Source organism: Salinicola socius (genome assembly GCF_001937195.1).
In the GTDB taxonomy this organism is placed as follows: domain Bacteria; phylum Pseudomonadota; class Gammaproteobacteria; order Pseudomonadales; family Halomonadaceae; genus Salinicola; species Salinicola socius.
Window position 1 is genome coordinate 164,328 of record NZ_MSDO01000004.1, and the last position, 26,769, is coordinate 191,096.

Below are 26,769 nucleotides of genomic sequence, written 5' to 3' on the forward strand. Positions count from 1 at the left end.
TCAGGAGCTGCTGGATGAGTTTTGACGACGATCTCACGCCGGGGTTGGAAACGCCGGGCTCGGAAACATTAGGCCTGGAGACGCTGGCAATCCGCGCGGGGCATGAGCGTACCCATGAACAGGAGCACGCCGAGCCGATCTTCCCGACCTCCAGCTTCGTTTATGGCAGCGCGGCGGAAGCGGCGCGCAAGTTCAAGGGCGAAGAGCCCGGCAACGTCTATTCCCGCTTCACCAACCCGACGGTGCGCACGTTCGAGCAGCGGCTGGCGGCACTCGAAGGTGGTGAACGCTGTGTCGCCACCAGCTCCGGCATGGCGGCGATTCTGTCCACCGTGCTGGCGCTGCTCAAGGCCGGTGACGAGGTGATCGTCTCGCGGTCGGTGTTCGGCTCGACCATCGCGCTGTTCGACAAGTATCTGGCCAAGTTCGGCGTGGTGCCACGCTATGTCGAGCTCAACGACCTGGCGCAGTGGGAAGCGGCGATCACGCCCAACACCAAGCTGCTGTTTGCCGAGACGCCGTCGAATCCGCTCAACGAGTTGGTCGACGTCGCCGCGCTGGCCGAACTGGCCCACCGGCATGGCGCCTGGCTGGCGATCGACAACTGCTTCCTGACGCCGGCGCTGCAGCGGCCGCTGGATCTGGGCGCGGACCTGGTGATTCACTCCGCCACCAAGTATCTCGACGGGCAGGGGCGGGCGATCGGCGGTGCCGTGGTCGGCCGCAACGAGGAACTGGAGCAGCTCTACGGCGTGGTGCGCACCTGCGGGCCGTGCATGAGTCCGTTCAATGCCTGGATTTTCCTCAAGGGGCTGGAGACACTCAGCCTGCGGATGCACGCGCATAGCCGGAGCGCTCAGGCGATGGCGGAATGGCTCGAGTCCCAACCGGCCATCGAGCGTGTCCACTACAGCGGTCTCGAAAGCCACCCGCAGCATGCGCTGGCCAAACGTCAGCAGCAGGGGTTCGGGGCGGTGATGGGCATCGAGGTGAAGGGCGGTCAGGCCGCAGCTTGGAAGGTCATCGACAATACGCGCGTGATGTCGATCACCGGCAATCTGGGCGACGTCAAGACGACGATCACCCATCCCGGCACCACGACGCATGGTCGTCTCACCGATGAACAGCGCGCTTCCGCCGGCATTCGCGATGGCCTGATTCGTATCGCCGTCGGGCTGGAAACGCTGGACGACCTCAAGGCCGATCTCGAGCGAGGCCTGAGGCTGCTCTAGTCGGCCGAGCGGGTTGGCCTGGCTTTTCGCAAGCCTTCGCCGATCTGGAAAAAGCCTGCGCTCGTGGGTTCTGGATTGCAGATGAAGCTCTGGCATCTCCGCCGGAGCTTCGTCGTTTTTGACCGACGGACCCTCGCTGACGGCGCCTATCTATTGGTCATGCTTAGGGCCATACTGATGGTCACGCCAGCTTGGCTGCTTGGGAAATCAGTCGGTGGTCACAGCTGTCCGGCTGGCTAAATTGGCTTCATGTCGATGAGGGAAGTGCCATGAGTAAAGGACAAGACAGCAAGAAGAACGCCAAGAAGAAACCGCTACTAACCGCCAAAGAGAAGAAAGCCGCAAAAGTGTCCAAGAAGTCCACAAGCAGCATTTTTGATAAGTAAGTCCACGACTGCCATCGATGATTCGATGGCTTTGTTTTTTTCGGCGATCAATAGCGTCATCGCTGTCGCGGAAGAGGTCTTCACTACCACCGAAGTCAGCAATACGCCTTGTGCCGTCGATCGCTCGCTGGTGACGGGGGTATCTGTCGGTCTCGCCTGGGGTGCGAGGCACTTGGGCGTGTCTTCGGCCACGGCTTTATTGTTTCCCTCTCGTCACCAATGGTTTCACGGATCGGGTCTGGCTTCCTGCCGGTCACGCCGTATGCTGAGCGTAGATGAAAGGGAGACGTGCCGTGTGGGGTAATACGCGATCGGGTTGGGGTTGGGTCAGCATCGTCGTTCACTGGTCGAGCGCGCTGGCGATCGTCGGTTTGTTCGCGCTGGGCTGGTGGATGACCGGACTGGGCTACTATGACCATTGGTATCATCTGGCCCCGTGGTGGCATAAGTCGATCGGTATTGCGGTCCTGCTGGTCAGCATCTTCCGGGTAGTGTGGCGGCTGTTGCAGCCGACGCCGGTCGCCCATGGCAAGCCGCTGGAGCAGCGTGCGGCGCATCTGGGTCACGGTCTGATCTATGCACTGATGTTCGTGGTGATGATTTCGGGCTATCTGATTTCCACGGCGGAAGGCGAGGGCATCAGCATGTTCGGCTGGTTCACCGTTCCGGCGCTGGTGTCCGGGTTGCCGGATCAGGCGGTGCTGGCCGGCGACATCCATTGGTATGCGGCGTGGGCGCTGGTCGTCCTTGCCGCGGGTCACGGACTGGCAGCTTTCAAGCATCACTGGGTAGATCGCCAGGATACGCTAACCCGTATGCTCACTCCCCGCGCGGCCAGACGCCGCTGACAGTTTCATTCTCCCGCCCCGGCGAGTGCCTGCCGTCGCCGGGGCTGGACCTTCTGGCTAGAAGACTCAAACCGCTTCAAGGAGCATGACGATGTTGAAAAAGACCGCACTCGCAACGCTGATCGCCGCCGCGTCGGCTCTGCCGCTGGCCCAGGCGCAGGCTGCCGATTACCAGATCGACAGCGAAGGACAGCACGCCTTTATCCAGTTCAAGATCAGCCACCTGGGGTATTCGTACATTCTGGGTAGCTTCAAGCAGTTCCAGGGCGATTTCAGCTACGATCCCGAGTCGCCGGATGACTCCAGCGTCGACGTGACCGTGGACGTGGACAGCCTGGACACGAATCATGCCGAGCGTGACAAGCACATCCAGAGCGGCGATTTCCTGAATGTGAGCGAGTTTCCGCAGGCCACGTTCAAGTCGACGAGTTTCGACGTCGATGACGAAGGCGACGAGGCCGAGATGACCGGCGACCTCACGATTCATGGTGTTACCAAGCCGGTGACGTTCGAGGTCGATCACATCGGCGGTGGCGAAGATCCTTGGGGCGGTTATCGTCAAGGCTTCGAGGCTTCCACCACGCTGGATCTGGCGGACTTCGATATCGACATGAGCGATTTCCCGGAACCGATGCACAGCGTCGAGCTGTATATCGTGCTCGAGGGCGTTCGTCAGTAAGAGGGTTCGCGCTGGAGCCAGCGTTAGCCGCGCTAGTCATGAAAGGTGGCTATGCAAGGCGGTCGCGAAAAGCCGCCTTCAAAATAGGAGATCCCGGCCCTGGTGCCGGGATCTTGCGTTTGCGCCGGTCTGCTTGGTCATGGCTGGCGACTCGACATTCCGGCTCGGAACGGCGCCGGCGGTCAAGCGTTGCCGAGATAGTGCGCCACTTCGCGGCGGTCGCGGCGATGCTTCCAGCGCCGTACCCAACGACCGCGGCACCACAACGAGCCGCGCCATGCGATGTCACGAAGATCGCCCAGATTGAGCGCCTTCCAGCGCTCGAACTGATCGTAGCGCAGGGTCCGCGATTCCCCGCTGAGCGTCTGATCCAATGCTTCCAGCAGCAGGGCGGCTCGCTCGCGGGTCGTCGGCGGGTGAGCAAGATCCGCCAGCAGTCCACGTGCCAGGAACAGTCGCGGATCCTCGCGACTGCGCAAGGCGGGTCCGACGGCGATGCGGCCATTCCCGTCGGTCTCGAGGCCGAACGGCGTCAGTCCCGGCGAGGGCCGTAGATGTTCGGTAACGAGCAGCAGATCGGCGTCGACCCCGCTGCCATCGTCCAGAATCAGCTGGTTGCGATCGTAGCGGGTTGCCGTTGCGACCAGCTCCAGCCGCAACCCTCTACGATGTAGCCGCTGCAATAGCCAGCGATTGGCGCGCTGACAGGCGCCGGGCAGCGGGCGGCGATCATTGCCGACCAGAGTCACCGTCAGCCGGCGGCCATAGCGCTCGCCCAGCGCCAGCAGGTTGGCGGCGAGCTCGACGGCGGTGGGTCCATTGCCGATGACGGCGATACTGGGCAGGTCGCCTGTGGCGCCGGCAAGCTGAGTCTCCAGTCGCTGACGTAGTATCCAGAGATCGTCGGCGGAGGCGGTGAAGACGCCCTTGGCCGTGTAGAAGCCGGGGATCGCATGCTCGTCGACCACGGGCGGTAGATCGAGCGACAGCCAGTCGTAGTCGAGTTGCCTGCCGTCCTCGAGGGTGATTCGACGCTGCTGGCGGTCGACCTGCACCACCTCGGCGGCAACATGCTCGCCACCGTGGGCAACGATACGGTCTGCGGGGAGACGGACATCATCGAGCTGCCATTCGCCACCCAGCATGCCGCCGAGCCAGTCGGCGAACGCGAAGTCCTGCCGCGTCACCAGCGTCACCCGGGCGCCTCGCTGCACGAGACGCTCGGCGTGGGCGGCGACGTGAAGATGGGAATCGCCGTTGCCGACGAGTATCAGATGCTGGCCTACGGGCCGGTTGTCAAGGTGGCTCGGCTGGGTATTCGTCATGCCTCGATCCGGGCGGGGAGTCGGACTTCAGTCTAGCATGTGCTGAGAGCGAGGCTCGAAGAGGTCGTTTTTCATCCGTGGTGTCCTGTGCCCGACTTCGAGCCTCGGCTGATCGTTGAACTCTAGGAGAGCGCATTGATGACACGCCATATTCTGCCGCAGCCCGGTCTGGGTACGTATCGCCTCAAGGAGCGGGCGGTGATCGACTCGGTAACGTCCGCCCTCGAACTCGGCTATCGCCATCTCGACAGCGCCCAGATGTACGAGAACGAAGTCGCGGTGGGCAAGGCCATTCGCCACAGCGGTATCGCGCGTGACGAGCTGTTCGTGACCACCAAGATCTGGTGGGACAAGCTCGAACCGAAGCCATTGACCGCCGCCATCGAACAGAGTCTGGAGAACTTCGGACTCGAGCAACTGGACCTGGTGCTGATTCACTGGCCATCACCCAAGGGCGAGGTACCGATGGCCGACACCATCGCCGCGCTGGATGCCGCACGCGCTCGCGGTCTCACCCGGCATATCGGCGTTTCCAACTTCACCATCGCCCAGATCGACGAGGCCCTCGGCTTGCCGGGCGGCGAGAACATCGTCACCAACCAGATCGAGGTGCACCCGTTCCTCGCCAACCGCAAGCTGGTCGAACACTGTCAGGCCAAGGGGCTCGATGTCACCGCCTACATGCCGCTGGCGGTGGGCAAGGTGATGGATGACCCGGTGCTCAAGCGCATCGCTGACGCCCATGATGCCTCGGCTGCGCAGATCGCACTGGCCTGGATCGCGGCACGCGATATCATCGTGATTCCCTCCTCGACCAAGCCGGCCAACCAGAAATCGAACCTGGAGGCGATGGACATTCGTCTTGGCGCCGACGAGATCGAGCAGATCGATCGTCTCGATCGTGGTGACCGCCAGGCCAACCCGTCATTCGCTCCCCGATGGGATGAGTAGTGGCTGAATTTTTGTCGTAATCGCGGGTCTCAGGAACGTTACCGTTTCAAGAGGAATAGCGATGCTTACGCGGACGGTGGGAAGACGGATGGCGTCTTGCCTGTGTGTTGGTTTGCTGGCCGGCGGTCTGGCGTTGCCGGTGTGGGCCCAGGATGCGGCGGCGGAGCAGGATTCGATGTCGGCGGGGAGTTCGGGGTTGAACGTCAAGCAGGACAGCGACGAGCCTCAGGCGCCTGCCAACGCGTCCCAGGTCGATCATGAGTCGATCGAGAAATCCGGCGGCGTAGGGCGTGAGAATGCCGGGTTCACCGACGGCGGCGCACAGACCCCGGTCGATCAGCGGCCCAATGCCTTGAGCTTCGAGCAACTGGATGTGGATGGCGATGGCGTCATCGATCAGGACGAAGCGGTCAGCGCCAGGCAGCGGACGATGTTCGAGCAGCTCAGCACGCCAGGAAGCGAGGGAAAGCCCAGTGGCGTGACACGGGAAAGCTTCGAGCAGGCAATGGGGTCGGACACGTTGTCGGAGTGAGCCCTGGCGTGTCACTCCGCTGGGCTGGGTGCCCTCGCGTGGTCATTCAGCCGGCATTCAGATTGTCGATATAGGATGCTGAATGCGTTTGTCAGCGAGTCGAATCATGAAACTGTTGCTGGTCGAGGATGACGAGCTGCTCGGCGACAGTCTGGCCGAGCGGCTGGACGAAGAGGGCTATCGGGTGGACGTCGCGACGCAGTGCCGTGATGCCGAAGCCTTGATCGCGAGCGAGGACTACGCCGCCATCCTCCTCGATCTCGGACTGCCGGACGGATCGGGTCTGGGCATACTGGAGCGCTGCCGGGATGCGGGAAATCTCGTTCCGGTGCTGGCGCTGACGGCCCGCGACAGTTGGGAGGACAAGGTCAAGGGGCTGCAGGGCGGCGCCGACGACTACGTCACCAAGCCTTTTCACGAGGCGGAGCTGTTGGCCCGCTTGCAAGCCTTGATTCGCCGCTCCCACGGGCAGGCCAAGGCGCTGCTGACACTGGACGACCTGCAACTGGACGAAGCGCTCAAGCGCTGTCGCATCGGCGAGTCGGACTGGCAGACGCTGACGGCTACCGAGTATCGGTTACTGCGTTTCATGATGCACAACCCCGATCGTGTCCACTCCAAGCAACGGCTACTGGACCAGCTCTATACGCTGTCCCAGGACATATCCACACCCAATATGATCGAGGTCTACGTCGCGCGTCTGCGTCAACGCTTCGGGCGCTCTCGCATCGAAACCCGCAGGGGTGAAGGTTACGTGCTCCATGCCGTTCGCCAGTCGTAGCCTGCGGATACGGTTGCTGAGCCGGCTGGCGCTGGTCGCGGTCTTCATCATGGGAGTGACCTGGTTCCTTCATGGCATGTTGCTGACGAACTTGGCCCGAGACTTTCTGGCCGGCCGTCTGCAGCAGGAAGCCGAGTACATCATTTCCCGCCTGGCGCTGGGCGACATGCCGCTGGCACCGGTCGAGCGGGACGTGTGGCCCGACACTTCCGTTTTTCACCATGTCTATCTGGTACGTCGCGGGGGGCAGGTGTTCGTCTCGCCTTCCGAGGGGGTCCGTGAACTGGAGAGCTTCCTGAAGGGGCCGGACCGCCAGGTTCTGGATATCGAGTGGCAGGGACACCCTTTCCTGGCTTGGCGCGAGCAGGCGGAAATCCGAGACGAAATGGTCACCGTGCTGGTCGGGGAGGACTTCGCTCAGGTCGACCGAGGGCTTGCACGTCTGCATCTTTGGATCGGCGCCACGGCGGCATTGATCTCGCTGCTGTTGCTGCTGCTGAGCTGGGTCGTCGTACAGCGTGCGCTTCGGCCGCTGGCTGGGCTCAAGCGCCAGCTCTGGGCCCTGCGCCGGGGCGAGCGCGATTGCCTCGATGTCTCCACGGTCTCCGAGCTGGAGGATGTCGTCGCCCAGATCAACGAGTTCGTCGATGAGCAGCGCTTTCGTCAGCTACGTTCCCGGCAATCGCTGGCCAACCTGTCGCATGCCATCAAGACGCCGCTGGCCGCCATCATTCAGGCGCTGGGCCAGCGTAAACCACTGACCGACAAGCGTCGCGAGCAGATTCTGCATCGTCTTTACGTCATCGACGAGAAGCTGACCGAAGCGCTGCGGCGCTCGCGTATCGCGGGCCAGGCTACCGGGCAGCGCCGTCTGAGCGAGGATGATGTCGATACGATGCTGGGCATGATGGCAACGCTCTATCCCGACATCGACTATCGCTTCCTGCCGGATCGATTGGCGCTGACCCGACTCCCGCTCGAGCGTCACGATGCGATGGAAGTGCTGGGGATCGTGCTCGACAACGGCGGCAAGTGGGCCGCGCGTTCGGTGACGGTCGACTGTGTCTCGGCCTATCGGCTCGTCGTCGAGGACGATGGACCGGGGGTACCGGAAGGGCAGCGACACCGGCTGGGAGAGCGAGGCTGGCGTCTCGACGAACAGCGCCCCGGGCACGGTCTGGGGCTATCCATCCTGCGTCAACTGGTCGAACGCTATCGCGGCGATGTGCACTTCGGGCAAGCGAGCGGCGGCGGGCTAAGGATCGAGCTGATCCTGCCGTCGGGCGATTCGTGACCGTTTCTCAGCTTGGTGTCAGCTTCGGGGGTTAAGGTCTGCGACTACCGCTGTATGTCGGAGAGCCTGAAATGAATGAATTCTGTCCTCGGCGTCGAACGCTGATACGCGCGCTGGGTGCACTCGGCGTGCTGGGCGGCTGGAATGCCTTGATGCCGCCGGCCGCCTTCGCGGCAGCGGGGAGCCGCTCGGCAACCCCCGGCCACATCGGGCGTCTGCAGAAAGGCCCTCCCCGAAACGTGACCTTCGATGCACACGTGCGTACCGATCGCTTCCATGTCGCCGGTCGTGGCGGCGCGGCGTACAGCGTCAACGACAGCGTGCCGTCGCCGCTCATCGAGTTGTGGGAAGGGCAAACCGCGCGTCTGCGCGTTCACAACCACCTGGATGTCCCCACGTCCCTGCACTGGCACGGCCTCCTGCTTCCCTTCACGATGGATGGCGTTCCCGGCGTCTCGTTCCCCGGTGTTTCTCCGGGCGAGACGTTCGAGGCCTATTTTCCGGTGCGCCAGAGCGGCACCTACTGGTATCACAGCCATTCGGGCGTGCAGGAACAGAAAGGCCTGACGGGACCGCTCGTCGTGCATTCCGCCGAACCGGATCCACATCCGGTGGCGTGTGATTTCGTCGTCATGCTCAACGACTGGACCTTCGACGATCCTCATCGGATCATGACCAAGCTCAAGGCACAGAGCGATTACTACAACCTCGACGAGCGGACCGTCGGTGATTTCTTCGAGGAAGTGGAGGCCAAGGGCTGGTCAGCGACGCTGCAGGAGCGCCGGATGTGGGGCGACATGCGCATGAGCCCGCGGGATATCGCCGATATCTCCGGGCTCACCTACGACTACCTGCTCAACGGTCACCATTCGGCCACGCCATGGGAAGGGCTCTTCGCGCCGGGGGAGCGGGTTCGGCTGCGGTTCATCAACGCTTCCGCCATGACCTATTTCAACGTCCGGATTCCAGGGTTGGCCATGACAGTGGTGGCCGCCGACGGACAACCGGTCGAGCCGGTCGAGATCGACGAATTCCAGATCGGCGTGGCCGAAACCTTCGACGTGATAGTGGCGCCGGAGGCCCGCCCCTACACGCTGATGTGCGAAAGCATGGATCGAACGGGATTCGCACTCGGCAGCCTGACACCAAGTCTTGGCGAATTCGCGCCGGTGCCGTCGTTGCGCAAGCCGCCTCGTCGAACCATGGCCGACATGAGCATGGGAGCGATGGCCGGTATGGACACGGGTTCCATGGCTCGCATGAGCGGCACTCAGGGGGCGGACATGACGATGGGGGCGAGCGATATGGGCCAAATGCACGATGGTGGCATGGTCGACCACAGGGTGCCTCATGGCGCGTGGGATGCCGGCATCGGCATGAAGGAAGGCGCCATGGACGATGACGCCATGCAAGGAGGCTCCATGGCGGCCCCGATGGGGCACCAAAGCCACGGCGAGCGGAGCCAGGGGATGATGCACGCGGCCATGCGCGACCGGCTCGACGAGCCCGGCCTAGGTCTCGAGAATGTCGATCACCGTGTACTGCGCTACACACAGCTCAGACGCCCCGTGGCGATCGAGGATCAGCGGTCGCCGACCCGTACCGTGACCTTGCATCTTACCGGCAACATGGAGCGCTACATGTGGTCGTTCGATGGCAAGGCCTACAGCGAATCCGGGCCTATCGACTTCCACTATGGCGAGCGATTGCGGTTGGTGTTGATCAACAACACCATGATGGAGCATCCGATCCACCTGCATGGCATGTTCATGGCACTCGAGAACGGACAAGGTGCACACCTGCCGCTCAAGCACACCATCAGCGTGCGACCGGCGGCGCGGGTATCGCTGCTGGTGACCGCCGACGAGCCGGGACGCTGGGCCTTCCACTGCCACCTGCTTTACCACATGGAGATGGGCATGTTTCGGGTCGTTCGCGTCCTGGACAAGGAGCACGCGCATGAATAACTCTCAATGCGCGCTCCAACCCCTATTGCTGGCCGCCATGATTTTGATGCCCGTCTCGGCGCAGGCGACCCCGCCCGGCAAGGCGTCTCTGGAGTCGGTCGTGCCGGCGGATCCCGACGCGCACAGCGGGGCGCCGGCCAGCTGGGCGCGGCCGGTTGTGGACGATGCCAACTACGCCAACTTCACTCTGGATCGACTGGAGTATCGTGGCTACGACGGTGGCGAAGGCTATCTATGGGAGGCCGAAGGCTGGTACGGCAACGATCGCGACAAGTTCTGGTGGAAGACCGAAGGGGAGGGTGACTGGCGCACCGGGCAGACGGAGAGTGCCGAATTCCAAGGCCTCTACGACCGCATGCTGGACGATTTCTGGGATCTACAGGTGGGCTTGCGGCATGATGCCGACCCCCATCCCTCGCGCACCTACGGGGTTATTGGCCTTCAGGGGCTCGCGCCCTACGGCATCGACACCGAGGCGTCGCTGTTCGTCAGCGAGCGCGGCGATACCAGCGCGCGGCTCGAGTTCGAGCATGAGTGGCTGCTCACGCAGCGGTGGATCCTTTCACCGCGCTTCGAGATCAACGCCTCCGCGGATCGTGTAGCCGATTACGAGCTCGGCAAGGGCATCACCAGCACCGAGGCCGGATTGCGTCTGAGCTATGACGTGACCCGCCAATTCTCGCCCTATGTCGGGATGAGCTGGGAAAACGTCCATGGAGAAACGCGGGATATGCGGACGCGAGAAGAGGCTGACCGGCTCTCTCTGGTGGTCGGCCTGAGCGCTTGGTACTGAGTGCTTGGTACTGAGTGCTTAAAGGCGTGGGCTTTCAAGGGCGTGGGCCTTCAGCGCCAGGAGTCGCCGATGGCAAGACACCCAGCCGTGGCTGGGTGTCTCGGGTCCGACCGGAGGACGTTCGGCCGACCTCCGCTCGGGTTCAGTCGACGACGGCGGCGATCGCCTTGGCCACGTAGGGCAGGTTCTCGCTGGTGAATCCGGCGACGTTGGCGCGGCCGGAACCCACCATATAGATGCTGAACTCGTCCCGCAGCCGCTTCACCTGGGCCGTGGATAGCCCGGTGTAGGAGAACATGCCGCGCTGCTCTGCCACATGGGCAAAACGCTGATCCAGTCCGTAGGGTTTGAGCGAGTCGACCAGGTCACGACGCAGCGTATTGATGCGATCGCACATCTCGGTCAGTTCGCTTTTCCACAGTTGGGTCAGCTCCTCGGATTCGAGAATGTCGACCACGATCGCCGCCCCGTGCGAGGGAGGCGTGGAGTAGTTCTCGCGGGCGACGATCGCCATCTGCGAGCGCACGTTCTCCATCTGCTCCGCGGTCCTGGCAATCACGATCAGGCAGCCGGTCCGCTCGCGGTAGAGACCGAAGTTCTTCGAGCAGGAGCTGGTGATCAGCATCTCGTCGAGGTTCTCGGCCAGCAGGCGGGCACCGAAAGCGTCGACGTCCAGCCCGTCGCCGAAGCCCTGATAGGCGAAGTCGACCAGCGGCAACAGCTCGCGCTCCTGGACCACCGCCAGCACCTGGCGCCACTGGTCCTGATTGAGATCGAAGCCTGACGGGTTGTGGCAGCACGCATGCAGCAGCACCACGTCACCGTGAGGGATCTGCTTGAGCGCGGCCAGCATGCCGTCGAAATCGAGGCGATTGTCGCCATCGACGTACGGATAACGCTGAATCGGAATCTCGGCACCTTCGAAGATACCGATATGATTGGGCCAGGTCGGGTTGGAAAGCCACACGCTCTTGCCCGGCAGCTGGGTGCGGATGAAATCCGCGGCCAGACGCAGCGCACCGGTGCCGCCCGGTGACTGGGTGGCACTGGCGCGATTGGCGGCCAGCACCGGCGAGCCTGCCCCCAGCACCAGCGGCAGGATCGCCTTGCCGTAGCGCGGATCGCCATGAGAGCCGATGTAGCTCTTGGTCTGTTCGCTTTCCAGCAGGCGCGCCTCGGCTTGTTTCACGGCGCGCATGATCGGGGTATGGCCATTCGGATCCCGGTAGACGCCGACGCCAAGGTCGACCTTCTGCGGGTTGGCATCCTGATTGTAAGCTTCGATCAGCCCGAGGATGGCGTCCCCGGGGACACGCTCGATCTTCTCAAACATCGGTCTTCTCCAGCATAGGAGTGCGCTACCTCGTCGGTTCTGGCGGCCATGATGAAATCATTGCGATGCAGGCCCCTGATCTTGTGCGTCCACCAGGTCACTGTGGTCTTGCCCCATTCGGTGGTGAGCGCCGGATGATGGCCTTGCGACTCGGCAAGTTCACCCACCCGGTTGGTAAAGCTCAGAGCCTGCGCAAAATCGCGAAACGTGAAGCTTCGCTGCAACTGCATGATGCCATCGTGCTCCAGGATCTGCCACTGGGGCAGTTCCGGCAGCAACTTATCGATCTCTATCGGTGTCAACGTCGCTGCACCCGCGTCACAGGCGGTGCACGGCTGTTCGGCGAGCGTCGTCATGGTCGAATCTCCCTGCGGGAACGGCAAGCGTCATGCGGCTTCGTCATGGGGAAGCCGCAAGAAATGTCATTCGAACCCGACGACGTCGTGCGGCACGTAGGGCGCTTCCAGTTGTTCGACTTCGTCTGCCGTCAGCGCGATATCCAGCGCACCCAGCGCCTGATCCAGGTGGTGCGATTTGCTGGCGCCGACGATCGGTGCGGTGATGCCGGGTTTCTGCAGCACCCAGGCCAGCGCGATCTGGGCGGGCGAGACCTGGCGGGATTCGGCAACCTGCTGCAGCGCTTCGATGACCGCTGCGTCACGCTCGAGCCCCAGTTTCCAGTTGCGCATCTGCTCGTCGCTCCTGGCGCGAGTCGTGCTGCCTTCGCTGCCCACCGCCTTGCTGCCGGCGAGAATGCCGCGGCCCAACGGGCTCCAGGGGATCACGCCCACGCCCTGATCCAGGCACTGGGGGATCATCTCGCGTTCTTCCTCGCGATAGATCAGGTTGACCATCGGCTGCATGGTCGCGAACTTCGTCCAGCCATTGCGCTCGGCAACGTGCTGCGCCTTGGCGAATTGCCAGGCATGCATGCTGGAAGCGCCGATGTAGCGTGCCTTGCCGGCTTTGACCACTTCGTGGAGCGCTTCCATGGTCTCTTCGATCGGCGTGTCGTAATCCCAGCGGTGGGTCTGGTACAGATCGACGTAATCCATGCCCAGTCGCTCCAGCGACGCGTCGATGGCGTGGTGGATGTGCTTGCGCGACAAGCCGCGCTCGTTGGGAGACTTGTTGCCGGTGGGGTTGTAGACCTTGGTCGCCAGCACCACCTCTTCCCGGCGTGCGAAGTCCTTGAGCGCCTTGCCGACGACACGCTCCGATTCGCCATCGGAATACATGTCGGCGGTGTCGAAAAAGTTGATCCCGGCATCCAGTGCCTGCTGGATGAAAGGGCGGCTCCCGGCATCGTCCAGCACCCAGTCGCGCCACTGTGGCGTGCCGTAGGTCATGGTGCCGAGACAGAGTGGAGAAACCTTGAGGCCGGTACGGCCGAGACGACGATATTCCATGATGTGCTCCCGATGAATTCCGAGTGAAGGGACTTCCACACCATAGCAGGCATCGACGACACCGTGACGTGACGAGATCGTTACGCGGATCGTCATGACCCGACCGGCCATCCTTGGCATAATGCTGCGCTTTCTCTTCGTTGTTCCCCGTCTGGAGTCGACATGACCGCCTGGAACAAGCTGCTGGTCGCGACGTCGCGGCTGCTGGATCTGCATGACAGCGCCCACGAGCCGGGTTCGCCCTTCGTTCAGGTAACGCAGGAGCAGCGCCGCGGCCTGCGTGACGGCTACTGGCTCGATCTGGGCTGCCTGCTGCTCGATTATCTGCTGGAGGTCGATTTCGCCACCAACAGCGCGTTCGTTACCCAGCGTCGCTGTCTTTCGCACCTGCGCGGGGACTATCCCGACCTCCCGGCCGATGATCTGAGCTTCGTCATCAACCTGCTCGCGACACCCAGCGAAATTCACTATCGCGAATGGCGGGCGAGTCCCGGCGACGCGGGGGAACCCGATGGCGACGAAACGTCGCCGGGCGTGCGCAGCGGGCGCAGCGGGCGCAGTACCAAGCGCACGGCGCTGATCGAGAAGCAGGGCCAGACCGGCCAGGTGCGCCTCACCCCGAGCGGTCGCCAGGCGGTGACGCTGGCGAGCCAGGTCGAGGACCTGCTCTATTCCGAATACGATGCGGCCAAGGTCATCGCGGCGCTTTCCCGCGGCGATTACGCCCGCGTGCCGGATATCACCCAGCAGATCCTGATGGCGATCCGCGCGTTGACCCAGGAGCTGCGACGAGTCCGCGAGAACCCGACCCACGAAGGCAAGCTGGCCGCGCTGCTGGATAACGAGCGCCACTACCACAACGCCCTGAGCACCATTCAGGGCACCCTGCTGAGCGCGCGTTCGCAGCTCTCGACACCGGCGCTGATCGCCAACTTCGATAGCTGGGCCGAGCGGCAGGAAGAGGAGTGGGATCTGCGCATGCTCTCCGCCACCATCGGGCGCGTGTTGAACGCCATCGAGAACCTGTCGCGGCGACTCTCCGAGCTGCTGTCGGACATCGCCGAAGGCCGAATCCAGTCGATGGGGGTGATCGACTTCGCCGGGCTGGCGCATCGGTTGCTCATCACCCCGCCGCCCGGACGTCTGCAGGACGCGGTGGTCGCGCGGATGATGCCGCTGGGCTCTCGCGTGGCGATGCCGCGCGTCGAGACGCTGCTGCCGCTGGTGGAGACCCGGCGTGCCGAGCGCAGCGGTGCGGCGCTGGTGTTCGACGAGGCCAGCGACAGGCCCAACGCCGATCCGTTGCTGGCGCGCTATCTCAAGGCGCGCGGCCCGGCCCTTCGCCAGCGACTGCGCCAGGCGCCGCTGTCGTTGCCCGATGCGCTCAGCGAAGGCTGGCACCACTTCGAGGCGGGTTCGGACGGGGCGAGCGCCGAGACCCTGGACTGCCTGCCCCAGCTTCTCAACACCTTCGTCGATACCCAACTGCTCGACGACCACCTGAGCGTCGGCATCGACGACACCCCATTCGTGATCGAGTTGCCCGATGGACGTTGCATCGAGGGCGCCGTCACGCCGTCGCTGCGCCTGCGTGAGACGGCAACAGAAGAACAGGAAGTCTGATTTATGAACATGATGGAAATGGGCGAAGTCGTCGCCTACCTGCTGCGCTACCGCACCGCCGAACGTGTCCCCAGTGGCGGTCGCAAACGCCGCTCGGCGAGAGAAGGACAGCTCTCCGAGCGTGACGTCTGCGCACTGATCGACGACGCCCAGGAGAGCGAGCGCGAGGCGCTGCGAGACTTCCTCGCCGGGCAAGGGCTGCGCCTCAAGGCCTTCGAGTCCGGCGACTATCCCGGCATCGCGCCGGGATCTCGCTTCTTCGCGCTACTGCCGGATCCTGAGCTCGAACAGCCGCCGCTCTACACCCGCGAGCCGGTGTTCGAGGCGCTCAAGCTGCGCCAGGAGAGTCGGGCCGAACTGGCGCTGTGGTATCTGCAACTGTGGCTGTTGCTGCACACGCTGATCTACACCCGGCTGAACCGGGCGCTGTCCGATGTCAGTCGCTACCAGGAGGCCACGTTCGCCACCCGCGAACTGGTCGAGCTGGTGCGGGAACAGCTGGAAACGCTGCGTGGCCTGGGCGACCGCGCGCCTCAGAATAGCCGCGTGCTGCTCGATGAGCGGGGCGAGGACATTCCCCGCCGAGTCAAGGCGTTCATCGACCTACTGATGCGTGCCGGCCATCTCGAGGCCGTCCGCGAGGCCGCCGACGAGGATGTCTGGCAGCAGACCCTGCTGGGGGCGCTGGAAGCCGAGCAGATCGGGGTCAACCATCTGACGCATCTGATCGAACTGACCGCCGGCGAATCCGAAACTAGCCTGGACGAGGCGGGCGAGATTGCCGTGGCGGCGGACGATGTCGCGGAAGGCAGCGATGCCGCCGGCGAGGACGATCCGGACGTCGCCGACATGTTCGACACCTCGACGGACGAGAACACCGACCGACCGACGACCCAGAATGCCGAGGGGGATCGCCGGTGAGCGTCATCAACCGTATCGAAATCGCCAATCTGCTCAACAAGCACGGTGATATCGCCTCGCCCTGGGAAGCCAAGATGCGCCATCTGCTGCTCGATCTGCGCGGGCAGTCGAGCGCGATCAGCATGGAGAACGGCTTCGGCAAGACCACCATGGCCGAAGCCCTGATCGGCATGCTCTCGCGAGATCGCCAACTGCTGACCCGGACCCGGCGCAAGTGTTCGCCGTCCAAGGTCAACGGCGAAGGCCGCAGCTGGACGCATCTGCGCGTGGAATTCCGTGCCCAGGACAGCGCCAGCCAGCAGGACGACATGCTGGCGGTCGCTGGCGAAGAGGTCGCCGGCGAGACCTTCGTGTTCGGCATGTACGGCTACAGCGACGGCAGCGGTCTGGTGTTCTATCACTACCCGGGCAAGCTCGCCGACGTGCCGGTGCACCACATCACTCGCGACGGCAAGCTGGCGCTTTACGCCAATGCCGATTTCCAGAGCACGATGCGGGCCCAGGGCGTGACGCGTGCCCACAACCGCGAGGAGTGGCTGGAAGCGGTCGGCGTGCATATCTCTCGCCGCGAACTGGCGCAGATGGCGGCATTCCAGAAAGAGGGCGGCGCCGACAAGAGCCAGATCTTCAACGCCATCAAGCCGCGGGCCGGCGAGAAGGCCGATCAGGCGTTTTTCTACGAAGTGCTGGCCCCGCAGATACTCTCCGGAGCGACGCGCGGCGAGACCGACGAGGAAGAAGAGCTGATCGAGGACGTGATCCTCAACTCCGGCACGCGTATTACCGAACTGCGACACCGGCTGGCGGAAGCCGCCAGCGATCAACAGCGCGCCGACGAGAAAGTCGAACGGCTGGCCACGCTGAACGAGGAGGGAGAAGGGCTGCTCGAGGCGCGCCGCCAACTGACCGCGCTCGACGCGTCGCTGCTCGAGGCCGAACGTCTGCTGGGCGGGCAGGCGCTGGCGCCACTGCCCGGTTTGCCCGGCGCCGATGGTGACGAGAAGGGTCGCGGGCTTGCCAAGGAGGTTGCCGACAGCGTGATCGGCTTCGCCTGGGTCACCGGCGATACCGAACGCCCACGGGTCTCGACCTGGCTGTTGGCGAAACTCTCGCGCCAGTCCGAACGCAATGTGCGTCTTGCGCTGTCCGAGCGCGGCGCGCGGGTCGACACGCATCGGCGCCTGATTCATCTACCGGCGGCGGCCTGGGTCAGCGCCCGGGATATCGGTCATGTGTCGTTCGATCAGGCCCGCGCCTGGCTGGCGGATAGCCACGCGTTCCACGACGATGCCGCGCGCTACCGGGCGCTCGGTGTGCTCGATGATGGTGCCGAGGCCTTCGAGGCGCTGGATGGCAACCGGTTCCGCGAAGAGGTGATCGCCGATCGCGAGTATCGACGCTCGCTGCGCCTCGATGCCGAGCAGCTGGACGAGGAAGTCGAGCGTCTCGAGCAGGAGCGCGAACAGCTCGAATCACGCCAGCGCGACTTCATCGACAACCAGAGCGTCTACACCCAGGCGCTGGCGGAGGGGCTATTCACCGAAGCCGAGCTCGAAGCACCGGAAGCGACCCGAGAGGCGGCTCAGAGTCGGCTCGGTGAAGCACGCAAGGCGCATGCCGATCATCTCGGCCGCATGGGCGAGCTCAAGCAGCCCGCGCAGTGGTATGACGAATTTCTCCTCGAACATCCCGATGCCTCGCCCGAGGAGCTGTTGGCGACCAAGGGCGAGCAGCAGGAGATGCTGGAGGCCCAGCTCGGCGACTGGGATGCCCAGGCCAGCACGCTGGAGCGTCAACGCGAAACGACCAGAGAAGCGCTGCAGGCACGCCGCGAGCAGCGTCAGCGCCTGGAGGGCGAGCTGGCACCCTTGGCCGCGGGACGCGACGCGTGGCAAGCGTTTGCCGCACAGTGGCCCGAACATGCCGCGGTGGGCTTCTGGAGCGAGCGCAAGAGCGCGCTGGCCGAGCTGGAACAGGCGCTGGCCGAGGTCCGGCGGGCGCAGAATGATGCCAAGGCGCGCCTGGACCGACTGTCGCCGCTCAGGGATGCGGCCGAACGTTATCGTCACTGGCACGGCGAGGCGTCGCCGGTGCATCTGCGCGAAACGCTCTACCGCCAGTCCCGGGAAGCACAGGACCGTCTTCATCAGCTCACACAGCAGGGCCAGCAGCTCGAGGTGCTCGAGCAGGCATTGAGCGCATTTCGCGAGACCAGCGAGCAGCCGCCCTCGGCCTGGCTCAAAGACGCCAAACTGCGCTACCCGCGGCTGCTGCGGGAGCGCGAAACCCTGGCCGGGTCCATCGAGGCGCGAGAAGGCTATCTCGACAGCTTGAGTGGCGACCCGCTGGCCCGCCTGGCCTCCGAGGCCGAAGCCCAGCATTGGCTGGAGGCGCGCGAGATTGCCTTCCGGCCGTTGCATGAGGTGCTCGCCGCGCTCGAAGCCGACGATGAACAGCGTCGAGGCTGGCTGGCGCAGTCCGCCGGCCAGCTGTTTGCCCCCGTGGTCGAGGGCGAAGACGACGCCCGGGAGGCCTCGCAGTGCCTGGTCGATGCCGGCTGTGGCGTTCCGGTGCTAGAGGCCAACCGACTGCGGGCGACACTGGCGCGGGGCGAGCTGCCGCTGGGGGCAGTGCAGGGCGTCGAGACGCTGGCGGTCAAGGCCGCGCTGGATCCCGCTTACCTCACGGCCCTTCGCGAAGAGACCCAGCAGCGTCTTGCGGTGGACCGCGAACGCCAGCAGGCACTCCAGGAAGAGATCGAGCGTCTCGATCCTCACGGTGAGCGCTTCCGCCAAGCGCTGCAGGCGGACGAGGCGCTGACGCAGGAGGTCGAACTGCAGCTGGCGACGCTGGCGGAACAGCGCGAGAGCGCCGAAGCCGAGCGGGACGCGCTCGAGCCGCGCCTGGGCGAAGCCGCGATGAAGTCGATCGACGATTTTCAGCGCTTTCTCGAGGAGGGCGGCGAGCCGGCACTGCAGTCCGCTGCCGAGGCGGCACAGAGCGCCGCCGAGCGCGTCGAGTCGCTGAGTCCGCAGCGCGAGCAGGCCGCGCGTGAGCTGGAAACCCATGGCGAGCTCTGGCTGAGCGCCGAGCGATTTGCCACGGCTGGCGGTGTCGAACGGCTCGGGGAGATCGATGCCAGTCTCTCCGCGCTGGCGGAGGAGCTGGCCGAACATGACGAGCGCTTCGCCGAGATCCTGCTTCAAATCGAGGAATTGAACGCGCGTCGCGAGACGTGTCGCGATCAATTGCGTCATCTATTCGCCGACGGCGAGCGTGAACGACTGCGGCGGCTGGCGGCTTTCGTTGCCGAAGGTGGACCGCACTTCATGCGCGATGCCGACGCTCGCGAGGCCGCACTGGCGGAGGCGCTGGCGCACGCCAGCCGGCGTGCCGATTTCGATTTCGACCGGATTCGGGCGTTTCTGCAGGTGCGAGACGATCAGGGCGGCAACCGTACGCTGGAGCGGGACATCGGTCGCCTGAAACAGTCGCTCAAGGAGATGCGTGAACGGCGCAAGGCCAGCGCTCGCGAGCAGAGCGAGCTCGAGAGCCGGCTGGCGCGCCATCAGCAGGCGTTGACGGTGGTCGACCAGTTGGCAGTGGCGTGGCTGGAGGTGCTGCGTCAATTGCCGGAGGGCTGGTTCGAGCGGGCCACGGCGGATGCGAAGGCTCGCTGGCCGGCGAGCGGCGAAGAAACCGCGCACCTCGATGCCGCGATGGACGAGTGGCGGCGCTGGGCGCTGGCCTCGCTCGATGGCGCCGGCGATACGCCAGGCAAGAACAGGGACGCCGATGTCTTCGACCTGGAAGCTTTCGAGACCTGCCAGCAGACACTGCTCGATGGGCTTGGCAGTCTCAATCTGGGCGAGCGCGCGCGCAATCGCGAGCGCCAGGCACGGGACGTGACGTCACGGGAAAAGGCGCTGGCGGATTCGCTGGAATCGGCCAGCGCCAGTCGGCTGTTCAACGAGACTGAACGGGCTCGGCTCGGTACGCTGGAAGGCGTCAGTCATGCCGCCCTGGAATCGCTTCGCGGCCTACACCGCCAACTGGGCGGCCAGCTCGACGAGCACCGTCAGCGCGTGGCGCGACTGCATGCCTCGCGGGAGCAGATCGAAGACACGCTGGTCGAGCGCCTCAGCTCGATCATCATCGATGCGGCCGGCAATCTGGAGATCCTCAAGCGGGTGGCAAAACGCACCAGCGACGGGGGGGCATACTTCGAGGTCAAGGCCGACCTGATCGCCGACGAGTCGGTGCGAGAGCTGATCCAGCAGCTGCTGGCGGATATCGATGCGCATCTCGCGGTGCAGCGACGCCGGCTCGAGCAGGCCAGCGACGGCAGTCAGCCCAAGGGAGGGCGCGACGATGAGTTGACCCGCCAGATCCGTCGACGCATCTACCGTGGCCTGTTCTGCGACGTCACCATCCGGCTCAAGCACGACGCGATTCGCCCGCACGGCCGACTGTTCTCGCTCAACGAGGACATGTCGGAAGGTCAGCGCGAAGCCGTCTCGCTGATGTGGCTGGTGAAACTGTCCGAGTTCGCCATCGAGCGCGAGTTGCGGGAACTGCCCGGCAGCCACAAGCGCCGGGCGCGCGCCAGCCGCGAGAGCGTCATCCTGCTCGACGGCCTGTTCTCGAAGCTATCGCACCGGCGGTTGATCCAGGACTCGCTGGAATCGCTGCGCAACACGCGCGGGCGTTTCCAGATGATCGGCCTGATCCACAACCCCAACTACGAGAACGATCCGAGCATATTCCCGACCTATCTGGTCGGCAGCGTGATCGGTGGCCAGCAGGGCCAAGGGGGGCATGTCATCGTACGCGAAGGGCAGGCCGTCGCGCCGGAAGAGACCGGCCGCGGTAGCGGGGAGGCGAGCCTGTTCGGCATTCACGTGACGCCCGCGCCGGTGGCGTGAGTCGGTGAAGGCGTGCGGCAACGAAGAAGGGGCCTGCCATGATGGCAGGCCCCTTTCTTTTCCACTCGAGTGGCCCTCTGCGACACTGGTTTCGGCTCGTGGCTCGGGCTAGCGCGGCGAATCGTAACGGCCACCCCGGCCGTTGGAATAGACCACCTGCCACAGCTGGAGATCTCTTGCCCGGAAGGCCCCCGCGCAGGAGCCGAGATAGTAGAGGAACATCCGCTTGATGCGTTCATCGTAGCGGTCGGCGATTTCGTGCCAACGGGCGAGCAGATTGTCCTGCCACGCCATCAGCGTGGTGTCGTAGTCGGCACCGAAGTTCTGCCAGTCTTCCATCACCAGCTTGCCCTCGCTGGCGTCGCCGATCTGCTGGATCGACGGCAGAATGCCGTTGGGGAAGATGTACTTGTTGATCCAGGGGTCGATGCTGACTTCGTTGGTATTGGAACCGATGGTGTGCAGCACGAACAGGCCGCCGGGTTTCAACAGGCGCTTGATGGTATCGAAGTAGGTGGCGTAGTTGCGTTGGCCGACGTGCTCGAACATGCCGATCGAGACGATACGGTCGAACTCGCCGGTGAGCTCGCGATAGTCCTCGAGCAGGATCTCGACCGGCAGGCCGGCGCAGCGCTCGCGGCCCAGTTTCGCCTGCTCTTCGGAGATGGTGATGCCGGTCACTTCGACGCCGTACTGGCGAGCCGCATGTTCGGCAAAACTGGCCCAGCCACAGCCGATATCCAGCACCTTCATGCCTGGCTCGAGATCGAGCTTGCGGCAGGCCAGATCGAGCTTGGCGATCTGCGCTTCATGGAGCGTCTGCGCCTCCTTCCAGTAGCCGCAGGAGTAGCACAGCGTCTCGTCGAGCATCCGGGTGAAAAGGTCGTTGCCGAAATCGTAGTGCTCTTTGCCGACGATGTAGGCTCGCGCCTTGCTCTGCAGATTGACGAAGCTCGACTGCAGTTTGTAGACCACGCGTTCGGTGGTGGTGTGTGCCACGCCGCCGAGGCCGTGACGCAACAGGCGATGGATCATCTCGTCGATGCGATCGCACTCCCACCATCCGTCCATGTAGGCTTCGCCAAAACCGATGGAGCCTTGGCGGATGACTCGCGAGAACAGATCGGGATGATGAACGCGAATATCCCACGGCTGGTTACCATTGAGGGTAACGCCGGAGCCTTGCAGCAGTTTTTCCAGGGTTTGACGAGCTCGGGTGTCGGGCAGCGCGACGGGAGCGATAGGCGTATTACTGGTCATGGTTTTTCCTGGCGAGGGGCGCAGCCCGTTCCCCGGCCGCCCGATCGCATCGCTCCGCTCGAGCGGCAGAAAATAACCTGTTGACTTGCGGGTTCGACCGCGATGACGCGTTGGTTCGGTCATTTTCCACTCGCTTGGATCGGTACGGAGGATCAAGCTATGGCGGCGGTGACGTGGTGCGCCACGGTCCCTGTTTCCTACTGGTTAGCCTTGTGGAGATGCTAGCCGCAAATGCCATGTTGGCTTTATTTACATTGCGTGCTAACGGCTTTCCCGTCAATAATCCTAGCGCTATTCTCTCAATAGTCCAGCCATGCACGGCTTTTTACGCCGGGAAATCGACAAGCCTGATTCGAATGAGGCTGAATGAGGGCCGATCTCAGCAATCCAGCAGTCATTCAAGGAGGCAGACCATGCACGTGATCATCGATCTCTGTGTCGTGCCGTTGGGGGTGGGAGTTTCTGTGTCATCGCACGTGGCGGAGTGCCAGCGCGTGATCGAGGCCTCCGGCCTGCATCATCGAATGCATGCCTACGGCACCAATATCGAAGGTCCCTGGGATGAGGTGATGGCGGTGGTCAAGGCTTGCCATGAAGCGGTGCACGCGATGGGAGCGCCAAGGATCACCACGACACTGAAGATGGGGACCCGTACGGATCGGGAGCAGCGCATGGATGACAAGGTCGGGAGCGTGGAGAGCCTTCGGCGGGATTGAAAGAACCTTCGGCGGGTCTGAGAGAGCCTTCGGCGGAATTGAAAGAGCCCCCGGCGGGTCTGAGAGAGCCCTCCGCGGGATTGAAAGAGCCCTCGGCGGGTTTCGAAAGAGCCCCCGGCGGGCCTGAATCGCCGAGAAATCGGGACAATCAGCCCCGCCGGCAATGCGGTCGACGGGGCTGATGGGGTGGTTTCGATGACGGTCCGTCGGTTCAGCGACAGCGGATCGTCCAGGTCGCCTTGTAGCCATCTCCTTCCTGAGTGGCAGCCTGTAGCTCGGTGTCCTCGTCGACGGTCGCGCCTTCGAGCTGATCGTTGGCGCTTGCCGCTTTGTTGGCGCTGTCGTTCGGTCCCATCATCTGTTGCTCGACGATGACGAAGGCATCGCGATCCTGGCTCTCGCACTGCTCGAGAGAACGTTCCTTGGCGTTGCTCATCGCTTCATCCTGGTCGTCACCCAATCCGGTCACGACGTAATCGGAGGAATCTTTCTCGATCGAGCTGCTGTCGCTGGCGCAGCCGGAAAGGACGCCCAGTGTCAGCACGCCAGCCAGGGCCATCCATGCCGGGGTTCTGGTTGTCGTCTGCATCATGTCACTCACTCCTTGTGTCACGGTTCTTGAACCAGCGTCGGCAAGATCCTTTGACGACGCTGTGGCTATCAGTCTTCAGTCTAGACCGTACGTTTCGATCTTCAAGTCACCAGTTATCGTAAGTCATTCTAACGTAGGGAAAAATGTCGCTCCATCGCGACAACGGCGTTGTCAGATGATCGCAGTCGATGGCGCTTTCGGTGCGATCAGCCAATGGTCGCCGGCGGAAAGCAGGTGGGCGGTAAGCGCATCGAGCAGTTCACCGCCATGGCGCCAGAAGTGCCAATACAGCGGTACGTCCAGCGGCTGCTGCGGATCGAGATCGACGAGATCGCCGGCGGCTAGCCCGGCCGCCGCCTGCGTCTCGGGGATCATGGCGTAGCCGATACCGGCAAGGGTCATGTGCAGTACCCCTTCTGACGAGGGGCACAGGTGATAGGGAAATGGTGTCCTGATGCCATGGACATCGAGATAGCGTTGATGCAGGCGGTCATCCGGTCCATAGAGAATCGCCGGCGCTTGCTCCAGCGTTCGATGGGTCACGCCCTCCGCGAAATGACGTTCGGCAAAGGTGGGGCTGGCCATGACGCGATAACGCATGGTGCCGAGCGCGCGGGCGCGGGCGCCTTGGACCGGGCGAGCGGTGGCGCAGATGCAACCGGCCACCTCACCGTCGCGCATGCGCCGCAGCGCCACCTCCTGATCGTCCACCACCAGGTCCAGCAGAACGCCTCTGCGATGACAGAAATCACCGAGGGTCGGTGCCCACCAGGTCGCCAGGCTATCGGCGTTGATCGCCAGTCGCAGGCGTTGCGTTCTCTCGCCGAGCGCCGGAATCCTGTCCAGCAGGTCGTGTTCCAGCAGACGCACCTGCTGGGCATGATTCAACAGCCGTTGCCCCAGGGGTGTCGGCACCAGCCGAGGGGTGCGAACGACTACGGGCTGGCCGAGTCTCGCTTCCAGTAGCTTGATGCGTTGCGAGACGGCCGACTGGGTCAGGTTGAGTTGCTGCGCACCGCGATCGAATCCGCCTTGATCGACAATGGCGGAAAGCGCCTCCAGAAGTTTGTAATCCAGCATCAAATCCGCTAATGCCTCATTCAGCTTGTTCATTTTTATTAATAGTCGAATTCCCGGCATGATGCGAATCCCTTCATTCGAGATCGCTATCGTGGGAACTTCCATCGTTCACGGCCTGTTGATCGGCGCCAGCCTGATCGTAGCCATCGGCGCGCAGAACGCGTTCGTGTTGCGTCAGGGTCTGCGACGCGAACACGGCTGGCTGGTGGCCGGCATCTGTGCGGTTTGCGATCTGTTGCTGGTCGCCGCTGGTGTGGCGGGTCTTGCGCCGCTGATCACGTCGAGTTCCACCGGGCTGCAGCTGGCTCGATGGGGCGGGGTGATCTGGCTGCTGTGGCAGGCCGCATTGGCGTTCAGGCGTGCCTTCCGTGCTCAAGCCATCAACCTGCAAGACAAGGAGAACGGAGCGTCGATCGGCGTGAGTTCGCCAGATGCCAGATCCGTGGTGGTCGCGACGCTGGGCGTCACACTGCTCAATCCACACGTCTATCTGGATACGGTGGTGATGCTCGGGATCATCGGCGGTCAGCAGTCCAGCCCTGCCGGATTCGTGATCGGGGCCTCGGCGGCCTCGCTGGTCTGGTTCTTCGGTCTGGTCGGATTGGCCCACTGGCTGGCGCCACGGCTGCGCGATCCCCGCTGGTGGCAGGGGATCGATATTGCGGTGGGGTTGATCATGCTGGCGATCGCCTGGCAGCTCGCGACGCGTCCGCTGTGAACGCGTCGCCAGCACCACAACGAACGCGACAGATCGCTAGCCGATCTGTATCTCGCCCTTGGCATAGCGCACGCCTCGCGCCTGGCGGGTGGCGAGAAAATAGCCTACCGAGAGTGGCCCGACACGACCCAGCAACATCGTCAGCCCCAGCAGGAACTGGCCGGGCAGCGAGAGATCGCTGGTGATGCCGCGGGACAGCCCGACGGTACCGAAGGCGGAAACCGTCTCGAACGCCAGATCGAGAAACGAATGGTCGCCGTCGGTGATGGTGAGCCCGAACAGCGTCAGAAAGACCAGCAGAACCCCGGCGAGCGCGACCGTGATCGCCTTGATCACGGTCTCCTGGGTGATCGAACGGCCGAACGCGGTGGGGTGTTCGGTGTTGCGGTAGAACGCCCGAGCCGTCAGCAGCAGCACCACGAAAGTGGTGATCTTGATACCGCTGGCAGTGGAACTGGAGCCCGCGCCAATGAACATCAGCAGCATCACCAGCAGCGTCGAGGCGTCGGTCAGCGAACCGATCTCCAGCGTGTTGAACCCGGCCGTACGCGGGGTTACAGCCTGGAACCAGGCAGCCTGTATCCTGGCGAAGATATCGCCCAGACCGCCCAGCGTGTCCGGATTGGACCACTCCAGGCCAAGCAGAATCGCGGTGGCGATCACGTTGAGCCAGAACGTGGCCAGCAGCACGACCTTGGTCTGCATCGACAGACGCGACCAGCGGCGATGGCGATACAGGTCGCTTACCACCACGAAGCCGAGCCCGCCGACGATGAACATCAGTGTCACCGTGCCGTTGACCAGCGGGTCGCCGACTTCCTGTATCAGACTATCGGAGAAGGTCGAGAATCCGGCGTTGTTGAACGCGGAAACGGCATGAAAGAGGCTATGCCACAACCCCATTTTCAGGCCGTACTCCGGCACCCAGTGCCACGCCAGCAGCAAGGTGCCGATGCCTTCGGTAATGAATGCGAAGGCGATCACCAGCTTGACCAGATCGCGGATGTCGCTGAAGGCGATCTCGCCCAACGCCTCGCGGACCAGATTCTGCTGGCTCAGCGGCAGCCGCGCCCCCAGCAGCAGCACGGTAAGGGCGGCGAACGTCATGAAACCCAGGCCGCCCAGCTGGATCATCACCAGCACCACCAACTGGCCGACGAAGGTCAGATCCTCGCCGACATCGATCACGCTGAGGCCGGTGACCGTGACCGCCGATGTCGCGGTGAACAGTGCCTCGTGCCAGGCCAGCGGACGTGTACCGCTACCGGGCAGCCACAGCAGCAGGGCGCCGATGGCGCAGAGCAGGGCGAAACCGAGCAACAGCACTTCCGGCGGCGATAGCCGGATGACGCCGCCATGGGGGGCACGACGAAACGGCTGTTTCAAGCGTTGCCAGCGTCTCAC

23 protein-coding genes are annotated in these 26,769 nt (G+C 63.8%); 14 read left to right on the forward strand and 9 right to left on the reverse strand.

Annotation, left to right across the window (positions count from 1 at the left end; translation table 11 throughout):
- Positions 1 to 14 precede the first annotated feature (14 nt).
- Positions 15 to 1,232, forward strand: a complete 1,218-nt coding sequence (locus tag BTW07_RS05050) for an O-succinylhomoserine sulfhydrylase (RefSeq protein WP_075569076.1) — start codon at positions 15 to 17, stop codon at positions 1,230 to 1,232.
- A gap of 317 nt (positions 1,233 to 1,549) precedes the next feature.
- On the opposite strand, the gene BTW07_RS19990 is transcribed toward BTW07_RS05050, so the two are convergent.
- Positions 1,550 to 1,810 (reverse strand): hypothetical protein, encoded by a 261-nt coding sequence (locus BTW07_RS19990; protein ID WP_162618358.1) that lies wholly within the window; start codon positions 1,808 to 1,810, stop codon positions 1,550 to 1,552.
- 101 nt (positions 1,811 to 1,911) lie between these two features.
- On the opposite strand from BTW07_RS19990, the gene BTW07_RS05055 reads away from it, so the two are divergent.
- Together BTW07_RS05055 and BTW07_RS05060 are read left to right on the forward strand one after the other, a co-directional pair.
- The gene (locus BTW07_RS05055) at positions 1,912 to 2,466 is read left to right on the forward strand and encodes a cytochrome b (protein ID WP_075569077.1); all 555 of its coding nucleotides are present in this window, start codon (positions 1,912 to 1,914) and stop codon (positions 2,464 to 2,466) included.
- Positions 2,467 to 2,557: 91 nt separating this feature from the next.
- Positions 2,558 to 3,145: a YceI family protein gene (locus BTW07_RS05060; protein WP_075569078.1), complete on the forward strand. Its 588-nt coding sequence runs from the start codon at positions 2,558 to 2,560 to the stop codon at positions 3,143 to 3,145.
- A gap of 182 nt (positions 3,146 to 3,327) precedes the next feature.
- On the opposite strand, the gene BTW07_RS05065 is transcribed toward BTW07_RS05060, so the two are convergent.
- Positions 3,328 to 4,470: an NAD(P)/FAD-dependent oxidoreductase gene (locus BTW07_RS05065; RefSeq protein ID WP_075569079.1), complete on the reverse strand. Its 1,143-nt coding sequence runs from the start codon at positions 4,468 to 4,470 to the stop codon at positions 3,328 to 3,330.
- Between the two features lie 138 nt (positions 4,471 to 4,608).
- Here BTW07_RS05065 and dkgB point away from each other — a divergent pair, with 138 nt between their 5' ends.
- The 6 genes from dkgB to BTW07_RS05095 all read left to right on the forward strand — a co-directional run bounded on the left by dkgB (position 4,609) and on the right by BTW07_RS05095 (position 10,788).
- On the forward strand, positions 4,609 to 5,421 hold the full coding sequence (gene dkgB, locus BTW07_RS05070; protein WP_075569080.1) for a 2,5-didehydrogluconate reductase DkgB: 813 nt from the start codon (positions 4,609 to 4,611) through the stop codon (positions 5,419 to 5,421).
- A gap of 88 nt (positions 5,422 to 5,509) precedes the next feature.
- Positions 5,510 to 5,953 carry an EF-hand domain-containing protein gene (locus BTW07_RS05075; protein ID WP_144076828.1) on the forward strand — a complete coding sequence of 148 codons (444 nt, stop codon included), beginning with the start codon at positions 5,510 to 5,512 and terminating at the stop codon, positions 5,951 to 5,953.
- Between the two features lie 106 nt (positions 5,954 to 6,059).
- Positions 6,060 to 6,734 (forward strand): response regulator transcription factor, encoded by a 675-nt coding sequence (locus BTW07_RS05080; protein ID WP_075569082.1) that lies wholly within the window; start codon positions 6,060 to 6,062, stop codon positions 6,732 to 6,734.
- Positions 6,715 to 8,028: a sensor histidine kinase gene (locus BTW07_RS05085; RefSeq protein ID WP_075569083.1), complete on the forward strand. Its 1,314-nt coding sequence runs from the start codon at positions 6,715 to 6,717 to the stop codon at positions 8,026 to 8,028. The genes BTW07_RS05080 and BTW07_RS05085 overlap by 20 nt, the downstream gene beginning before the upstream one ends.
- A gap of 71 nt (positions 8,029 to 8,099) precedes the next feature.
- Positions 8,100 to 9,995, forward strand: a complete 1,896-nt coding sequence (locus BTW07_RS05090) for a copper resistance system multicopper oxidase (RefSeq protein ID WP_075569084.1) — start codon at positions 8,100 to 8,102, stop codon at positions 9,993 to 9,995.
- A complete protein-coding gene (locus BTW07_RS05095; protein WP_075569085.1) occupies positions 9,988 to 10,788 on the forward strand; it encodes a copper resistance protein B in 801 nt (266 codons plus the stop codon). Before BTW07_RS05090 ends, BTW07_RS05095 begins: the two co-directional genes overlap by 8 nt.
- A 142-nt stretch (positions 10,789 to 10,930) precedes the next feature.
- Here the strand turns inward: BTW07_RS05095 and BTW07_RS05100 are convergent, their stop codons facing one another.
- The 3 genes from BTW07_RS05100 to BTW07_RS05110 all read right to left on the reverse strand — a co-directional run bounded on the left by BTW07_RS05100 (position 10,931) and on the right by BTW07_RS05110 (position 13,626).
- Positions 10,931 to 12,121, reverse strand: a complete 1,191-nt coding sequence (locus tag BTW07_RS05100) for an amino acid aminotransferase (protein WP_075569086.1) — start codon at positions 12,119 to 12,121, stop codon at positions 10,931 to 10,933.
- Positions 12,073 to 12,477, reverse strand: a complete 405-nt coding sequence (locus BTW07_RS05105) for a 4a-hydroxytetrahydrobiopterin dehydratase (RefSeq protein WP_075569087.1) — start codon at positions 12,475 to 12,477, stop codon at positions 12,073 to 12,075. Before BTW07_RS05105 ends, BTW07_RS05100 begins: the two co-directional genes overlap by 49 nt.
- A 66-nt stretch (positions 12,478 to 12,543) precedes the next feature.
- The gene (locus BTW07_RS05110) at positions 12,544 to 13,626 is read right to left on the reverse strand and encodes an aldo/keto reductase (protein ID WP_244158310.1); all 1,083 of its coding nucleotides are present in this window, start codon (positions 13,624 to 13,626) and stop codon (positions 12,544 to 12,546) included.
- A gap of 66 nt (positions 13,627 to 13,692) precedes the next feature.
- On the opposite strand from BTW07_RS05110, the gene BTW07_RS05115 reads away from it, so the two are divergent.
- From BTW07_RS05115 to BTW07_RS05125, 3 genes are read left to right on the forward strand one after another with little or no spacing between them, the layout of a single operon-like run.
- Positions 13,693 to 15,153, forward strand: a complete 1,461-nt coding sequence (locus tag BTW07_RS05115) for a hypothetical protein (protein ID WP_075569088.1) — start codon at positions 13,693 to 13,695, stop codon at positions 15,151 to 15,153.
- Positions 15,154 to 15,156: 3 nt separating this feature from the next.
- Positions 15,157 to 16,074: a hypothetical protein gene (locus BTW07_RS05120; protein WP_244158311.1), complete on the forward strand. Its 918-nt coding sequence runs from the start codon at positions 15,157 to 15,159 to the stop codon at positions 16,072 to 16,074.
- Positions 16,071 to 20,999, forward strand: coding sequence for a coiled-coil domain-containing protein (locus BTW07_RS05125; RefSeq protein ID WP_075569089.1), 4,929 nt, complete (start codon positions 16,071 to 16,073; stop codon positions 20,997 to 20,999). Before BTW07_RS05120 ends, BTW07_RS05125 begins: the two co-directional genes overlap by 4 nt.
- Before the next feature lie 108 nt (positions 21,000 to 21,107).
- On the opposite strand, the gene cfa is transcribed toward BTW07_RS05125, so the two are convergent.
- Positions 21,108 to 22,259: a cyclopropane fatty acyl phospholipid synthase gene (gene cfa, locus BTW07_RS05130; RefSeq protein WP_075569090.1), complete on the reverse strand. Its 1,152-nt coding sequence runs from the start codon at positions 22,257 to 22,259 to the stop codon at positions 21,108 to 21,110.
- A 413-nt stretch (positions 22,260 to 22,672) separates the two neighbouring features.
- Between cfa and BTW07_RS05135 the strand changes: the two genes are divergently transcribed.
- Positions 22,673 to 22,975: an MTH1187 family thiamine-binding protein gene (locus tag BTW07_RS05135; protein WP_075569091.1), complete on the forward strand. Its 303-nt coding sequence runs from the start codon at positions 22,673 to 22,675 to the stop codon at positions 22,973 to 22,975.
- Between the two features lie 211 nt (positions 22,976 to 23,186).
- Here the strand turns inward: BTW07_RS05135 and BTW07_RS05140 are convergent, their stop codons facing one another.
- Both BTW07_RS05140 and BTW07_RS05145 read right to left on the reverse strand, forming a co-directional pair.
- Positions 23,187 to 23,567 carry a hypothetical protein gene (locus BTW07_RS05140; RefSeq protein ID WP_075569092.1) on the reverse strand — a complete coding sequence of 127 codons (381 nt, stop codon included), beginning with the start codon at positions 23,565 to 23,567 and terminating at the stop codon, positions 23,187 to 23,189.
- 171 nt (positions 23,568 to 23,738) lie between these two features.
- Positions 23,739 to 24,647 carry a LysR family transcriptional regulator ArgP gene (locus tag BTW07_RS05145; protein WP_075569127.1) on the reverse strand — a complete coding sequence of 303 codons (909 nt, stop codon included), beginning with the start codon at positions 24,645 to 24,647 and terminating at the stop codon, positions 23,739 to 23,741.
- 58 nt (positions 24,648 to 24,705) lie between these two features.
- Between BTW07_RS05145 and BTW07_RS05150 the strand changes: the two genes are divergently transcribed.
- Positions 24,706 to 25,365 (forward strand): LysE/ArgO family amino acid transporter, encoded by a 660-nt coding sequence (locus BTW07_RS05150; RefSeq protein ID WP_244158312.1) that lies wholly within the window; start codon positions 24,706 to 24,708, stop codon positions 25,363 to 25,365.
- Between the two features lie 36 nt (positions 25,366 to 25,401).
- Here BTW07_RS05150 and BTW07_RS05155 read toward each other — a convergent pair whose 3' ends face one another.
- Positions 25,402 to 26,769, reverse strand: a complete 1,368-nt coding sequence (locus BTW07_RS05155; protein WP_075569093.1) for a TrkH family potassium uptake protein — start codon at positions 26,767 to 26,769, stop codon at positions 25,402 to 25,404.

Bases quoted from the DNA above. Each gene is read 5' to 3' on its own strand.
- BTW07_RS05135 (WP_075569091.1), top strand. From the start codon at position 22,673: ATGCACGTGATCATCGATCTCTGTGTCGTGCCGTTGGGGGTGGGAGTT.
- BTW07_RS05120 (WP_244158311.1), top strand. From the start codon at position 15,157: ATGAACATGATGGAAATGGGCGAAGTCGTCGCCTACCTGCTGCGCTAC.
- BTW07_RS05105 (WP_075569087.1), bottom strand. From the start codon at position 12,477: ATGACGACGCTCGCCGAACAGCCGTGCACCGCCTGTGACGCGGGTGCA.
- BTW07_RS05080 (WP_075569082.1), top strand. From the start codon at position 6,060: ATGAAACTGTTGCTGGTCGAGGATGACGAGCTGCTCGGCGACAGTCTG.
- BTW07_RS05095 (WP_075569085.1), top strand. From the start codon at position 9,988: ATGAATAACTCTCAATGCGCGCTCCAACCCCTATTGCTGGCCGCCATG.
- BTW07_RS05085 (WP_075569083.1), top strand. From the start codon at position 6,715: ATGCCGTTCGCCAGTCGTAGCCTGCGGATACGGTTGCTGAGCCGGCTG.
- BTW07_RS05060 (WP_075569078.1), top strand. From the start codon at position 2,558: ATGTTGAAAAAGACCGCACTCGCAACGCTGATCGCCGCCGCGTCGGCT.
- BTW07_RS05115 (WP_075569088.1), top strand. From the start codon at position 13,693: ATGACCGCCTGGAACAAGCTGCTGGTCGCGACGTCGCGGCTGCTGGAT.
- BTW07_RS05100 (WP_075569086.1), bottom strand. From the start codon at position 12,121: ATGTTTGAGAAGATCGAGCGTGTCCCCGGGGACGCCATCCTCGGGCTG.
- BTW07_RS05065 (WP_075569079.1), bottom strand. From the start codon at position 4,470: ATGACGAATACCCAGCCGAGCCACCTTGACAACCGGCCCGTAGGCCAG.
- BTW07_RS05050 (WP_075569076.1), top strand. From the start codon at position 15: ATGAGTTTTGACGACGATCTCACGCCGGGGTTGGAAACGCCGGGCTCG.
- BTW07_RS05150 (WP_244158312.1), top strand. From the start codon at position 24,706: ATGATGCGAATCCCTTCATTCGAGATCGCTATCGTGGGAACTTCCATC.
- BTW07_RS05110 (WP_244158310.1), bottom strand. From the start codon at position 13,626: ATGACGATCCGCGTAACGATCTCGTCACGTCACGGTGTCGTCGATGCC.
- BTW07_RS05075 (WP_144076828.1), top strand. From the start codon at position 5,510: ATGGCGTCTTGCCTGTGTGTTGGTTTGCTGGCCGGCGGTCTGGCGTTG.
- dkgB (WP_075569080.1), top strand. From the start codon at position 4,609: ATGACACGCCATATTCTGCCGCAGCCCGGTCTGGGTACGTATCGCCTC.
- BTW07_RS05140 (WP_075569092.1), bottom strand. From the start codon at position 23,567: ATGATGCAGACGACAACCAGAACCCCGGCATGGATGGCCCTGGCTGGC.
- BTW07_RS05145 (WP_075569127.1), bottom strand. From the start codon at position 24,647: ATGCTGGATTACAAACTTCTGGAGGCGCTTTCCGCCATTGTCGATCAA.
- cfa (WP_075569090.1), bottom strand. From the start codon at position 22,259: ATGACCAGTAATACGCCTATCGCTCCCGTCGCGCTGCCCGACACCCGA.
- BTW07_RS05090 (WP_075569084.1), top strand. From the start codon at position 8,100: ATGAATGAATTCTGTCCTCGGCGTCGAACGCTGATACGCGCGCTGGGT.